This window comes from Aromatoleum buckelii (assembly GCF_012910785.2).
Taxonomy (GTDB): Bacteria; Pseudomonadota; Gammaproteobacteria; order Burkholderiales; family Rhodocyclaceae; genus Aromatoleum; species Aromatoleum buckelii.
The window spans coordinates 133,655-147,016 of sequence record NZ_WTVH02000001.1 but is presented as its reverse complement, the minus strand read 5'-3'; the positions used below and the strand labels follow the sequence as shown (position 1 = coordinate 147,016).

General features: G+C 63.7%; 10 protein-coding genes and 3 pseudogenes. 10 read left to right on the top strand and 3 right to left on the bottom strand.

From position 1 onward, the window contains the following. Positions 1-116: 116 nt before the first annotated feature. Positions 117-1,174 (top strand): annotated as a pseudogene (locus GO608_RS00730) (IS256 family transposase); the annotation flags it as partial. On the opposite strand, the gene GO608_RS00725 reads toward GO608_RS00730, so the two are convergent. Then, positions 1,159-1,473, bottom strand: coding sequence for a helix-turn-helix domain-containing protein (locus GO608_RS00725; RefSeq protein ID WP_169199946.1), 315 nt, complete (start codon positions 1,471-1,473; stop codon positions 1,159-1,161). The pseudogene GO608_RS00730 and the gene GO608_RS00725 overlap by 16 nt on opposite strands. Positions 1,474-1,922: 449 nt before the next feature. Between GO608_RS00725 and GO608_RS00720 the strand changes: the two genes are divergently transcribed. From GO608_RS00720 to GO608_RS00680, 8 genes and pseudogenes are all read left to right on the top strand, one after another. Next, a complete protein-coding gene (locus tag GO608_RS00720) occupies positions 1,923-2,084 on the top strand; it encodes a hypothetical protein (protein ID WP_169200785.1) in 162 nt (53 codons plus the stop codon). Positions 2,085-2,177: 93 nt separating this feature from the next. Continuing rightward, on the top strand, positions 2,178-3,443 hold the full coding sequence (locus GO608_RS00715; RefSeq protein WP_169200659.1) for an IS256-like element ISAzo34 family transposase: 1,266 nt from the start codon (positions 2,178-2,180) through the stop codon (positions 3,441-3,443). A 32-nt stretch (positions 3,444-3,475) separates the two neighbouring features. Further along, positions 3,476-4,147 (top strand): hypothetical protein, encoded by a 672-nt coding sequence (locus GO608_RS00710; RefSeq protein ID WP_247002714.1) that lies wholly within the window; start codon positions 3,476-3,478, stop codon positions 4,145-4,147. Further along, entirely contained in the window at positions 4,147-4,545 is a 399-nt protein-coding gene (locus GO608_RS00705; RefSeq protein ID WP_247002712.1) for a phage holin family protein, read from the top strand. Before GO608_RS00710 ends, GO608_RS00705 begins: the two co-directional genes overlap by 1 nt. Next, positions 4,542-5,729, top strand: coding sequence for a DUF3618 domain-containing protein (locus GO608_RS00700; protein ID WP_247002710.1), 1,188 nt, complete (start codon positions 4,542-4,544; stop codon positions 5,727-5,729). The genes GO608_RS00705 and GO608_RS00700 overlap by 4 nt, the downstream gene beginning before the upstream one ends. A 328-nt stretch (positions 5,730-6,057) precedes the next feature. Continuing rightward, positions 6,058-6,297 carry a helix-turn-helix domain-containing protein gene (locus GO608_RS00695; RefSeq protein ID WP_169199908.1) on the top strand — a complete coding sequence of 80 codons (240 nt, stop codon included), beginning with the start codon at positions 6,058-6,060 and terminating at the stop codon, positions 6,295-6,297. Between the two features lie 104 nt (positions 6,298-6,401). Continuing rightward, positions 6,402-6,867, top strand: a pseudogene (locus tag GO608_RS19615) (IS91 family transposase); the annotation flags it as partial. 1,213 nt (positions 6,868-8,080) lie between these two features. Continuing rightward, positions 8,081-8,569 carry a hypothetical protein gene (locus tag GO608_RS00680; RefSeq protein ID WP_169199906.1) on the top strand — a complete coding sequence of 163 codons (489 nt, stop codon included), beginning with the start codon at positions 8,081-8,083 and terminating at the stop codon, positions 8,567-8,569. 166 nt (positions 8,570-8,735) lie between these two features. Here GO608_RS00680 and GO608_RS00675 read toward each other — a convergent pair whose 3' ends face one another. Then, positions 8,736-10,334: a hypothetical protein gene (locus tag GO608_RS00675; RefSeq protein ID WP_169199905.1), complete on the bottom strand. Its 1,599-nt coding sequence runs from the start codon at positions 10,332-10,334 to the stop codon at positions 8,736-8,738. Between the two features lie 557 nt (positions 10,335-10,891). On the opposite strand from GO608_RS00675, the gene GO608_RS00670 reads away from it, so the two are divergent. After that, the gene (locus GO608_RS00670; protein WP_169199904.1) at positions 10,892-12,865 is read left to right on the top strand and encodes a methyl-accepting chemotaxis protein; all 1,974 of its coding nucleotides are present in this window, start codon (positions 10,892-10,894) and stop codon (positions 12,863-12,865) included. A gap of 246 nt (positions 12,866-13,111) precedes the next feature. On the opposite strand, the pseudogene GO608_RS00665 reads toward GO608_RS00670, so the two are convergent. After that, a pseudogene (locus GO608_RS00665) lies at positions 13,112-13,285 on the bottom strand (tyrosine-type recombinase/integrase); the annotation flags it as partial. Between the last annotated feature and the right edge of the window lie 77 nt (positions 13,286-13,362).

Sequence of the window (13,362 nt, the reverse complement as noted above, 5' to 3'; positions counted from 1 at the left end):
TGTGGGATTCTGGTGGTGAGTTGGGTGGATAATCTCGTGCGACTTCTGGTCATCAGCAATGCCGAGCCTGTCAGAAATTTTGTGTGTGAGGCATAACATGTCGGCAAGGAGCATGTATGCCAAGCAAGACAAACAAGAAGCAAGCCGCAGCGGCGCTGCCGAGCATCCCGAAAGAACTCATTGACCGGTTCGTCAGCGGTCCGCTGAGCGCCGAGGCGGTCAATGCCGCCGCGATGGCGTTCAAGAAGGCGCTGATCGAACGCACGCTGGGCGCCGAGCTCACCCATCACCTGGGTTACCCGCCCGGCGCGGACAAACCCGCCGAGCGCAGCAATCATCGCAACGACGCCACCGGCAAGACCGTGCTGACCTAAGACGGGCCGTTGCGCATCGAGGTGCCGCGCGACCGGGCCGGCAGTTTCGAGCCGCTGCTCATCCCGAAGCACGAGCGGCGCTTTACCGGGTTCGACGACAAGATCGTCGCCATGTACGCGCGCGGGATGAGGATCCGCGAGATCCAGGGCTTTCTGGCCGAGCAGTACGGCACCGAAGTCTCGCCCGAGTTCATCAGCTCGGTCACCGAGGCGGTGATGGGTGAGGTCACCGCCTGGCAGTCGCGCCCGTTGGAGCCGATGTAGCCGGTGGTGTTCTTCGACGCGCTGCGGGTCAAGATTCGCGAGGACGCTGTGGTGCGCAACAAGGCGATCTATCTGGCGCTCGGTGTACTGCCCGACGGCACGCGTGACATTCTGGGGCTTTGGATCGAGAACACCGAGGGCGCCAAGTTCTGGATGAAGGTCTTCAACGACCTCAAGACCCGGGGCGTGGCCGACATCCTGATCGCGGTCACCGACGCGGCCTGAAGGGCATGCCCGAAGCGCTCGAGGCGGTGTTTCCGGCCACTACGCTGCAAACTTGCATCGTGCATCTGATCCGCAACAGCCTCGACTTCGCGAGTTGGAAAGAGCGCAAGGCGCTCGCGGCAGCGATCCGGCCGATCTACACCGCCCCCAGTGCCGAAGCGGCGCAGGCCGAACTCGATGCGTTCGAGCAAGGCCCCTGGGGCGAGAAATTCCCGACCGTCACCGCCGCCTGGCGCCGGGCCTGGGATCGGGTGATTCCCTTCTTCGCGTTTCCCGCCCCGATCCGCCGGGTGATCTACACCACCAACGCAGACTGCTTCAACCTGTGCAAGAGCGTATAGACCCCGGATATCGAGTACGTGGCGCCGAATTCTCTGGCCAGGAATTCACGCATGTCCTTGCCGCGCCACGCGGACAGACCGGAGTCGGCCGGTGGTTCCGCATGCAATCGCTCCAGGAACGCTTTGACTTGCTCCGGTCGCAGGCGCGAAGGCTGGCCTGGCCGCGGTCGATCCGCCAATCCTTCCAGCTCTTCGTCGTTATAGCGCTTGATCCAATCCCGGATCTGCACCGCGCTCAAGCCAAAGATTCCGTCCGCCTCGAACGACATGCGCCAGGGCCCGAAACTCCTCTGCCGTCCGCGACGACCTCAACTCAAAAGCCTGCTCAACACTACTCTCCTACTGACTACCGCCGCTTACGCAGCATCACAGTTCGACAGCAGGTCACTATGTGAAGTCCGTATCAGATCCGGCTGCCCGGCGTTATTGCCGACCCGACAACAAGATTCCGTTCGGGCCAGGCTTGTCGAAGCCCCGGCAGCCTTTCTACAAGCACAAGGCGAGCGGCTGTATTTGATTGCCGGATTCGTAACGTCCGGGACTACCCCAGCCTGCGCGTCGGACAAATCTTCCCCAGCAAACCGCGCCGGTTCCACTGTCCTTCCTCGTTCACCGTCGAGCCTTCCATAGAAGGCACACCGATTGCCTGTCTTCGCCGTGATGGCCGGGCCGCTGCTCTGGCCATGAATGGACTGCAACCGAGTGAGAGGAGGCGACGATGAATACGAACAATCCGGACATCCCCGGCGCGGGCGACGCGTTTCGCATGTCGACCGGCGGCACTGCGGCAGGGCCGTCGGCCGCAGGGGCCGCGGCAGGTGTCGGCACGGCAATGGAAGTGGGCACGCCGGGTGGAGATATAGTCAAGACTGGTGTATGACCAGATCCTGATAGAAGGGCTTGATGAGGCGGCGTGCCTCTGCTGAGAATTGAGTTGTCGAGACCAAATTTTCAGCAACCACGGAGGCGCGCCTTGAAGAAGGATACGAGTGAGCAGTCGGTTGAGCAATCGGAAGTGGGGCTGTCGCTGGAGGAGCTGATCCGGCGCGGCGCGCGGGATCTCATCGAGCGGGCGATTGAAGTGGAGGTGCAGCAGTTGTTGGCCGAGTACGAGAACGTGCGGATGCTGGGCGGGAGCCGAGCGGTGGTCAGAAATGGCTACCTGCCGGCACGCGAGGTGCTCACGGCGGTCGGCAACGTCGAGGTGCGGGTACCCAAGGTGCGTGACCGCTCGGGCGCTGGGGTGAAGTTCAATTCCGCCTTGGTGCCGCCGTATGTTCGCCGCTCGGCGCGGGTGTCGGCGGCGTTGCCGTGGCTGTACCTGAAGGGCATCTCGACGGGCGACATGCGCGAGGCGCTCACCGTGCTGCTCGGCGATGAGGCCAAGGGCCTCTCCCCCAACGTGGTGAGCCGCCTGAAGGCCGAGTGGGCGAGCGACTACGCCGGCTGGATGAAGCGGGATTTGTCCGGCAGCCGCTACGTCTATTGGTGGGCCGACGGCGTGCACACCAGCCTGCGCGGCGAGGACGATGCCCGCCAGTGTCTGCTGGTCGTCATCGGCGTGCGGCTCGACGGCACCAAGGAACTGGTCACGATCGGCGACGGGCACCGCGAATCGAAGGCGTCCTGGCTCGAGTTGCTGCGCGACCTCAAGGCTCGTGGCCTCGAAGTCGGTCCGCGCCTGGCAGTAGGCGACGGGGCGCTGGGCTTCTGGGGGGCGCTCGACGAGCTCTACCCCGAAACCCGCCGGCAGCGCTGCTGGGTGCACAAGAGCGCCAACGTGCTCAACGCGCTGCCCAAGAGCCTGCAGGCCAAGGCGAAGGCGCAGCTCCACGAGATCTGGATGGCCCCGACGCGCGCCGCGGCCGTGAGCGCCTTCGAGCGCTTCGTCGAGAGCTACCAGGCGAAGTACCCGAAGGCGGCCGACAAGCTCGTCAGGGATCGCGACGCGCTGCTCGCCTTCTACGACTTCCCGGCCGAGCACTGGATTCACCTGCGCACGACCAACCCGATCGAGTCGACTTTCGCCACCGTGCGTCACCGCACTACCCGCACGAAGAACTGCGTGTCGCGCTCGAGCTTCCTCGGTCTCGCCTTCAAGCTCGTGCAGGAAGCCGAGAAATCCTGGCGGCGGATTCGCGGCGTTGAGCGCATTGCCGAACTGATGGGCGGCGTCGTCTTCAAGGACGGCGAACCCGTGAAAGACGAAGAGCACGAACAGCAGCGGCTCGCCGCCTGATCAGCCATGCCGGACGGGTCCATACACCAGAATTGACTTTAGCTCCGCCGGGTGACACGAGTGCCGGCAGGGGCAACGCTTCGGGTGACGGAGGCGACGGCGGGCGCGGCCGGTCGGAGCGGGAGATCCGGCGCGAAGCGAAACATCTCGCCGAGTCGCTGTTCGACAGCCAGAAAAGCGGCGTCGCGAAGGGCGCGGGCGGTCTCGCCCGGGCATTGCGGCGTGCCGGCGACGAGCTCGAGCAGCAGGAGCAGCAGAGCGTCGGCCACTACGTCGACTGGGCTGCGGACCGGCTGGAAGGTTTTGCGCGGTCGATGGAGCACAAGAAGGTCGACGGCCTCATCTCGGATGCGCAGGACCTCGCGCGCAGGCAGCCGGCGCTGTTTCTCGGCGGCGCGGTGGTCCTGGGGTTCGGGCTTGCGCGAATGTTGAAGAGTTCCGCGCGGCGGCCGCACGAACAGGAGCGCGCCGGCGAGCGGGATCGCGGGAGCGACTTCGAGCGCTATCAAGGGCGCGCCGGTTTCGAACAGGACGACGCAAACGTCCCCATTGCCGCGCACGCACCCGCGGCAGAACACCCGTTCGGCACAGGTCATTCGACCAATCCGCTCGATCGCACCGTCTCCGGCGCAGATCCCTCGGTCGGTACCGCCGTCACTCCGGGCGAACGGGAACCCAAGCTGCCGGCTGGAGGGCCAGTGTGATGGACATCAACAAGGAAACCCGCAGCCTGCCCGAACTCTTCACCGATCTGATGCGTGAAACCTCGACGCTCGTGCGCAAGGAGATTGATCTCGCGAAGGCGGAGATGAGCGAAAAGATTTCGCAGACGACGTCCGCGCTGACCTCGCTCGCGGTGGGCGGGGTCATCGCGTTCGCCGGCGTGCTGGTGCTGCTCGACGGCATTGCGCACGCGATCGCCGTGTTCGCCGACATCGGCCTGTGGGCCGCTGCGCTGCTCGTCGGCGTCATCGTCCTCGTCATCGGGCTGGTGATGCTGAATCGCGGCCGCCACAACCTCGACGCGCGCAACCTCGTGCCGCGGCGCACCGCGCAATCGCTGCGCAGGGACAAGGAATTCGTGAAGGAGCAGACGAGATGAACACGGACGATCCCAGGAATGCCACTTACCGGCAGCCGCAGCAGTATCTCGACGAGGGGCAGACGCGCGCGCCCGATGCGCCGATGACATCCGACCGAAGCCCGGACGAGATCGAGGCCGAGATCGCAGCGGAGCGCGCACGGATGGGCGACACGCTCGAGGCGATCCAGCGCCGGCTGTCGCCGGGGCAATTGCTCGACCAGGTGCTCGACTACACGAAGCGCGGGTCGGGCGATTACGTGGCGAATCTCGGCGCCAGCGTCAGGGACAACCCGCTGCCGGCAACACTCGTCGCGGTCGGCCTCGCGTGGCTGATGGCGTCGGGAACGGGCACGCATATGCGCAGTGCAGAGCACATCGCTCGCCCGAGGGCTGCGGACGACGAGTCCTCGACCGGACGGATCAAGGGCGCGGCCGAGCGTGCGAGTTCGGCGGTGAGCGACGTGGTCCATCGCGTCGGCGACGCCGCGCGCAGCGTCAGGGAAAGTGTCAGTGGCGCGGCTCACAGCGCGCGAGAAAGCGTCGGGCACGCACGCGAATCCGGATCGCACGCCGGCGAGCGGATGCGCGAACAGGGCCGCCACGCGCGCGATTCGGCCAAGCATTACGCGGAGCGCGCCTCCAGCGGTTGGAGCTATATGGCCACCGAGCAGCCGCTCGTGCTCGGCGCGATCGGCGTGGCAATCGGCGCCGCGCTGGGTGCGGGACTGCCGTCGACGCGGCGTGAAGACGAACTGCTCGGTGAATACCGCGATGAGCTTGTCGATCGCGCCACGGAGACCGGCAAGGAGCAACTGGAGCGTGGCAAGCGGGTCGCTACGGCCGCGGTCAGCGCCGCCGCGTCCGAGGTCGATCGCAAGGCCAGGTCAGCGGAGGCAGGCGACGACACGACCGGCGCGGGACCGGGCGGCATGGAGGCGGTCGCCAAGGCGGCTGCTGCCGCCGCGAAGGGAGAGGCCGAGCGGCAGGGGATCCTGCATATCGGTTCGGGGTCCGCGACGAAGTCGGGGACGGCCGAGAGCGCGCAGGCGACCTCGACGTCGGGCGCGAGTGGAATTGCGGGCGGTTCTTCGGCCGCGACGACCGGGTCGTCGCCGTCTGCCCACGGGACGAGTCCCGCCGGCGCGAGCGCCTCCGCCTCTGGCGCGACTCCAGCGTCCACGAAGTCGCCGGGCAGCAGGTAGCACCGCTGATCGCAAGCAAACCGGGCGGGCGCAAGAAACCGGAGTCTCCCGCGAACGATAATGTGACGCGCGACGGCGAGGTGAGGTCAAGACCCCTCGCCGTCGATTTTGCAGAAGCGTTCCGCGAATCCGGCTTATACGGACCCCCACTGACTCTCCTGCGGTCGAGCGCTGAGGCTGCACAAGCGACGATGGATGGCAGGAGAGCGCTGATGTCGCGGATGCTGGAGGTGGTGCCGACGAAGTCGGTGGAAGAGTTGCGGGCGCTGGCGCATGGGGAGCGCGACCCGCGGCGCGCCTGCACGCCGGGGCGCCGCCCTAGAGCGGATTGCCTGCCTGGCGGGGTGAAGATATCCGCGGCCGGCTGGCGGAGGAATTCGGCGTCGACTATTCGCTGTGGGGAGTGTACGCCCTGTTGCACCGGTTGGGCCTCGTGGCCGAATGGGGACCCGATCTCGGCCGATGGCCGACTGTCACCCTGACAGAAGACCCTCGGCGCCTGGGCTCATTGACCGACTATCCCTGGATACAAACCGCTCGGCAGCAACAAACTACGAAGGAAATTTAGGGGGATGCGTATTATTCCCCCGACGAGCTCCGGCGGAGGCGTCCTCCCTGATGTTGAGCTCGCCCACCCTGCAGCTCAGAGTCGCCGCTGACAGCCCGCAGGTGCCGCTGCGCAGGTGCGAGTGGGTGGTTATGCCAAGCGTCCGTTCGCCGGTCCCGAGGCCGTATTGGCCTACCTCTCCCGCCACACCCACCGGGTGGCGATCTCGAACCGCCGATTGGTGGCGATGGATGAGAATGACGTGTCCTTCCGCTGGAAGGACTACCGGGCCAAGGGGCGTACCCGCCACAAGACGATGACGCTCGCCGCCGACGAGTTCATGCGGCGCTTCCTGCTGCATGTGTTGCCAATGGGTTTCCACCGCATCCGTCATTACAGACTGCTGGCCAATGCGGGGCGACAGCAGAATCTGGCCACGGCAGGCGCCTTGCTCGATGTGCCTCGAGCCGACCGATCGACAACGAAAGCCCGGTAACGCCCCCGCCGACCTTCGTCTGTCGCTGCTGCGGCGCCGCCATGCTGGTCGTCGAGATCATGACGCGCCGACAGCCGATTCGCGCACCGCCATGATCCACAGCCAGCAGCGCTTTCGTCATACGACAGCATCGGCGCCCGAGTTCCCGGCGCCGGGAGCGGCCGGCTGTCGCTCGATGCCGTATCGCCCGCATTCACCGCTTCTGGCACGCGCGATCGTGGCGACAATGACCGCCCTCGGTGCCGATCTGTTCGTTGCCGACGGTTCGATCCGCCAATCATCGGTCATCCCGGGAACAGCGGCTGACTTCAAATCACCATAGGCCATGTCCTGCCCGAACCGCGCACCAGCGTTCCGCGGTTTCGTCCCTGGAGGTTTATTCAACGTCTGCCCGCAGGCGCTCTCGCGTCATCCAGCCGCGTCACGTGGAGGGCAGACGTCAAACAAACCTAAACCTCAGCTGCCGGCCCGCCCGCGCAGATCGAGCGGCGGCAGTGCTGAGGTGCGGATACACCCGGTGGATGCAACACATTAGAGCCTGCGCCTGCAGGCCTTCGTGCCGCGTCTGACCAAAGGGCAGGTGACGAAGTACAGCGGCCGTTGGAGATGATTGGTCGGAGACGCCTCCTCGGCCTGTCCGGACGTTCGCCAGCCCCCGGCGTCGGTCAGCAATCCGTAGGTCACCTGCCGTTCACATAAATTTCGAGCTGAGAGGCAGCTCCTTTGTCCTGGGAATGCGAGTTCCCGACCCTCAGCGGCCCTTGATACTTTTCGGGCCAGGACTTCCCCTGACGTCTATAAAGCAGACACAAGTTCAGGACAATCTGTGTCCCCGGCATCAATGCGCAATGGCCCCACGAGGCTGTAAATGCCGCGGGTGTCTGACGGCCGCTGGGGGCAACGGCGGGTATTTCGGCATGACGGTCGATGTCGGCGCCGACAGCAAGAGCGGAGTGATTCATACCGTGCGAACGAGCACTGCCAAAGTTACCGACTGCGTCGAGGCCGAGCATCTGCTTCAAGGTGAGGAGCGGCGCGTTTGCAGATTGCGGTTACGACTACCCGCAGGTGCATCAGGCGATCGATCGCTTGGGCGCGGCGCTTCATGCTCGCTTGTTCACCGATTTCTAACGGGCGACTCAAATCAAAAGCGACGGTTTGAGCAAGACAATGACGTTGAGTTGTTGGGTTTCAGTGGGTTTCGAGTGCAGCAAGAACAATCGTGCCGGCCTCTCTCCAGGATGTCGGCATGCGGAATATTCTCCGATTTGATTCCATAATACCGCGTATAAAGCTAGGAGAAACAGCATGCTAAAGCCGATTCGGCATTGCGGCTTGCGACTAGCCTTCAGTGCATTGATCCTTGCTGGAGGTCAGACTTGCTTTGCCAAGGCCTTCAACTGGGTGTACGAAGAAATTCCAGCCTCGACGGGGTCGAAGGTGTTAAAGGCGTACACCCTTGCGGCCCACGCAAGGCAACTTACCGTGCTGAGGACATCCAAGGGTCGCATCGCTGTTTTCTACCATCCGGTCGGACAAGAGCTCTGCACCAGAACATGCGACATTACCGTCGAATTCGGAAATGGTGACGATGACACTGCCAGACGCGTATACGCGGCGGATCATGTCAGCCCCAATAGCAATGACATTTATGAGTCGTATCGCATCCGAGAGGCTGACGATTTCTTTCAACGGCTGCAACAGGTGGAGAAAGTCTCCGTTGAACTCGGACCGAAATCGCCCGTCCTGTTCGAATTCGACAAATTAGACGTTAAGAGGCTTCAACCGTCCGAGTAAGTTCGGCTGTGCGTGTGCTCAGTGAAACCGCTAAGACTCGGATGCCGCTGCGGCGACAACTTGGCTGACCATCCGCCCCCCATCGCACGGGCAAAGGGTTTTCCATGGGCGGCTCGAAATGGGGGAGCCTGGGAAGCCGCCCCTTGCGAAAACGAAGCTCGTCCCTTCAGGACGCTGGCCGGACAGCGGGGCAGGCAGTGGCGGCGCCCGGGATACGCGCGAAGTAAGGCCTCGTCTCGGCCGCGACGGCTGCTTCTCGGATGCGACCAGGCACCGCTTCGTACCAGAAGCCCTGTCGGTGGAGGCCACCTGTCGCGGTCTTGTATTCACAAACGAGCAAGCGCGCCCCGTCTTTGTCCATCGCGGCGGCTTCCCTCCGGATTGCCATGCCTAGGACGGAACCCGCCGAAACGCGTTGCGCTCCGATGACCCCGAAGAGATCGATCGGTGCGAGGCGGGTCAGCGCAATACGATAGAGGGCGTCGGGCGCCTCATTTCGATCGAGCTGGATTAGAAGCGGAATTTTCGCGCGAGCGTCCGCCGGCAAGGGAGGCGTAAAGCCCGGCGCCACCGCCTGTTCGTAAGAGATTCGGGTGTAGAGGCCCTCCCGCCATTCGCGGGGACCGGCCGAGGGCGCAACAGCCGAGCCGGCATGGGAACAGTCGACTTCGATGTAGCCCCACTGCTTCGACGAGATTTCCTTCGCGCACTGCGCCTGCGTGAGGCTGAATTTCCCCCAGGCGGCCCGGTAGACGCACTGCTGGTTTCCCCCATCGCTGGCTCTCGCGTCGGTCAGGCAAGCGGTGGTCCGCGGCGCGTGGCTATCGCTCCAGGATCTGTAGTCACGATGACGTTCGGCGCAGCTGTAGAGCCCGTCGTTGCCGGGCATGTTCAACATGTACGTGCCATCCACAAACGGATTCGCCGCGAGCGCGTCGAGCACGCGCGACGGAGGCCCCATCGAGGCGAGCTCCTTGACGTAGCACGCGCACCATTCATTGGCGGTGCCCGGCTGGCTGCGCGAACAGTTGTCAAAAATGGTCTTGTACAGCTTGTCGTCGCCCGGCCGCCGCACCGGCAGCCGCCATTTAAAATTGAGTCTGGCGGGCCCTTCCTGCGAGTAGTCGCGGAGCTGGTTCACCATCCGGAGCGCCTGAGGGCTTTCGCAGCCGTAACGGGTCGCGAAAAGTTCAGCGTCGTGCTCGGCGGCAGCACCGACGGTGCTCACCAGCGATTGCGCCGCATCGCGGTTGTCGGCGGTGGTGCGATCACAGCGCTCTTGCGCTGCCGTCCGGCTCTCAACCGAGGGATCATAGTGGCACGCCCGCTGCTCATTGAACTGCATACCGGCGCCGAGGGCCAGGAGCCACAGCTCCTCCGCGCTCGACTGGCCGGCCACGAGTCGTTCCCCAAACTGAACCGTCGTCGCAAGCATGTACGACAGCATGTCCAGACTTCCGTCGGCCAGCGGGAGATTCGGGCAGCGCTTGCCCAACTGCGCGGCGAATGGCCAGAAGAATTTAAACGTTTCGAACGACCCCGGGGCAAGCTCGGAGAAACGGCCGTCGTACAGGGCGTGCACCTCCTTGCCATGACGCAGTCCCTGCACATCGACTGGCGGCGGGGACGCGGGGTCGCCCGCAGGCGCAAGCACGCGGCCATCGATTTCGAGAATCCGAGCACTTCCCGGAGAGCCGAGTTCGGTACCTGACGCGTGTGTGACGGCAAGGAATGAGACCAGAGTCAACAAGGCGGCCATCTTCATCCGGGACTCCTTGGGTTTGAACCCGTTTTTCATCATAGCTCACCGAATAAGGAGGTTCTGCTCGCGATTTTTCGGCTCCTGTGGAGGCTCGCGCCAATGAAGCGCATCGGCAAGAGCAGAGATGCTTAGTCCAGCTGCTAGCGCAAGATTTTTCCGTTTTCTGAGAGCGGCCCTCCTGGTTGAACTGTCGGCTCCGCCTCGAGACCCAGGATTGGAAAAGCGCGGTCGTCGACTGATCGCTTGACCTGCACATGACAATGAACATCGTCCACCGCCTGACCATGGCTTGGTTCCCCGCGCTCCACATCGTCCTCCGCCATCGAGAAACGAGGTGTCTGCGCTCTGTCGAGCGCAGGACGGCTTCTCGGCTCAAGTCGTCCCGGTTTCTGCCGTTACCCACATTCACAAGTGGACCTGGCTGAATGGCCTTGCCGCCCATCGTCAAGTCCGACGGTTATCGAAAACGGTTGAACGGCAGCGGTCTCGTGGCATCTGCCCTTGTCCGATCTTCTAGGCGCCAGTCCTAATGCGGATATTCTGAATGGAAGGCGCGAAAAATGCTTTTTTTGGATCGGACTAGTCTGCGCGGGCTCCTCGCCGCACTGGTCGCGCTGGCGGTCGGCCTCCTTGTGGTCGCGGGAGGCGCCTATCTCGCCGAACAACATGAACGCTGGAAGTCCGCCTCGGAGACGCGTGATTTTGTAAATGTCATGCTTCTTGCCAGCCGCTATGTGCATGAAATCCAACGCGAGCGGGGACAGAGTGCCGGGTATCTCGCCAGCGCCAGCAGCACGGGCGATGCGTTGCAGCAACAGCGCGCAAGTACCGATGCAGCTGTCTCCGCGTTCGACGAGGCCGCTCGTGCATGGCGCGGCTTCGGACGTGAGGAGCTCTCGAAAATCGTTGCATCGCTGGCGGAGTTGCGTGGTTTGCGCACACGCGTGGACGCTCGGTCAGGCCCGGTCGGGGAAGCTACTGCAGCCTACACCTTCATCATCTCAACCGGCGTAAACGCCCTCTCGGCTGCGAGCTTCAAGCTGGCGGCTGCAAGCGCCGACGAGCGGCTTATCGGAATAATTTTTTCGTACGTCGATCTCGAGTGGGCAAAGGAATTTCACGGTCGCGAGCGCGCGCAGACCAATGTCATTGTCGGAGCCGAGGCGATGAGCATTCCGCAGCGTGACCTGTTGATGGGGACGCGCGCACTCGGCCGCAATGCGCTCGACCTGGTGCGTGCGAGAACGCCTGATGTGGCAGTCGAAGTCGATCGTGCGACGGCCGCATCCTCCCAGGTGGTTATGCTCAGTCGTGACGCGGTCGCGCGGGAGGAGTTTGCGGCGGTGCCACCGACGCAGTGGTGGGGGCAAATCACGGAGTATATCGATGGACTGTGGTCTGTGATGGAAGCGCAGGCGGAGCAGATTCGCATCTCGGCAACGGAGGACGCCGTCGCCGCACGAAACAGGCTTGTCCGGGCGCTGGCGCTCGGTCTGACAGGCATTTTTCTCTTCGGCTGGTTGGCTTGGTCAGTTGCAAGTCGCCTTAATCGCGCCTTGGGCGAAATGCGCCGCGTGATCACTGACGTAGAGGGCAGTGGGGACTTCAGTAAACGCATGACGTACTCGTCGGACGACGAAGTGGGACAGGCCGCCAAGGCATTTAACAGTTTGCTCGCGCAATTCGGTGCAATCGTCCGGGAGGTTCAGCAGTCCGGTGAGGGCATCGCCGATGCCGCACGCGCCACGGCTGCATCAGGCATCCAAGTGACCAAGGGCTCATCGACACAATCCGAGGCTGCGGCCTCGGTCGCAGCGGCGGTAGAGGAGACCTCCGTAAGCATTTCGGAAACGTCACGCAACGCAACGGTCGCCGACGAAGTCGTCGAACGCGCCCGGAGCGGTATTGACCAGGCGATGGTGACGATGCGCGAAACGGTCGCTAACGTCGAGAGCGTCGCGTGTCTAATTCGGAATGCCCGCGATGATGTCAATCAACTTGACGAGGACTCGAAGAAGATCGGCGGCATCGTCCAGGTGATCAAGGAGATTGCCGATCAGACCAATCTGCTCGCATTGAATGCAGCGATCGAGGCCGCGCGCGCGGGCGAACAGGGACGCGGCTTTGCGGTAGTGGCAGACGAAGTGCGTAAGCTCGCCGAGCGCACGTCGCAGGCGACCGGAGAAATCGCCAAGCTGATCGGCGGCATCCAGAACCAGGTCAGGCACACGGTCTCGGGCATGCGGGACGCGAACGCCCAGACGGATCAAAGTCTCGAACTGGTCGAGCGTACGGCAACCACACTGCGGGCGGCCGAGGGCGAGTCGGCTAGCGCCGCGATCAACGTCCGCAGTATCGCTGACGCGGTCCGCGAGCAAGATGCTGCCGTCCATCAGGTGGCCAACAGCATCGAGAAAATCGCTCAGATGACCGAGGAGAACAGCGTGGCGGCGGAGGCGGCGGCAGAAACCGCCGCAAGGTTGGATGCGCTGTCCGGGAAGCTGCTCGACCAGGTGGCACGGTACCGAACATGAATGGCTGTCGTTATTCGCGTGTCAGCTGGATGTCGCCGCTTTATCCAAGCGGCAATGTCGCCAGGTAGCCCGAGCGGGACTGTGCTGAGAAGTGTCAAAAGCCCAAGCGGGCTCGATGATGTAGGTAAAACGCAGCTGCCCCAAGCAGTTTTATGCCTGCCTGTCTTCCGGCTTTGGCCGGCGTCCCGTTCCCGCTACACCTACGGCACGATGCCTTCGGCACCGTCGGCATGGCCGTCGCGCAATTTAGATCATCGCGGTGGAGACTTCGGAGTGACCGAGTAACCCCTGCATGGCGCGAATGTCATGGCCCTTTTGCAGCAGGGCGGTCCCAAAGGAATGTTGCAAAGTATGCAGCGGAGCCGGTCCTGCGATATCGTCACGTGCGAGAACGTGCTTGAATGCTAGCGGCAAAGCTTGCTCGTAGAGGTGGGGGCGTCACGCAATACGTGACCCAGTGCACGGTAAAGCATCTTTCGCGCCCGACCGGCGCATTC

What these genes read in the sequence shown, in the direction of transcription:
- GO608_RS00725 (WP_169199946.1), bottom strand. Translation starts at nt 1,473, where the DNA reads ATGTCGTTCGAGGCGGACGGAATCTTTGGCTTGAGCGCGGTGCAGATC.
- GO608_RS00720 (WP_169200785.1), top strand. Translation starts at nt 1,923, where the DNA reads ATGAATACGAACAATCCGGACATCCCCGGCGCGGGCGACGCGTTTCGC.
- GO608_RS00705 (WP_247002712.1), top strand. Translation starts at nt 4,147, where the DNA reads ATGGACATCAACAAGGAAACCCGCAGCCTGCCCGAACTCTTCACCGAT.
- GO608_RS00700 (WP_247002710.1), top strand. Translation starts at nt 4,542, where the DNA reads ATGAACACGGACGATCCCAGGAATGCCACTTACCGGCAGCCGCAGCAG.
- GO608_RS00680 (WP_169199906.1), top strand. Translation starts at nt 8,081, where the DNA reads ATGCTAAAGCCGATTCGGCATTGCGGCTTGCGACTAGCCTTCAGTGCA.
- GO608_RS00675 (WP_169199905.1), bottom strand. Translation starts at nt 10,334, where the DNA reads ATGAAGATGGCCGCCTTGTTGACTCTGGTCTCATTCCTTGCCGTCACA.
- GO608_RS00670 (WP_169199904.1), top strand. Translation starts at nt 10,892, where the DNA reads ATGCTTTTTTTGGATCGGACTAGTCTGCGCGGGCTCCTCGCCGCACTG.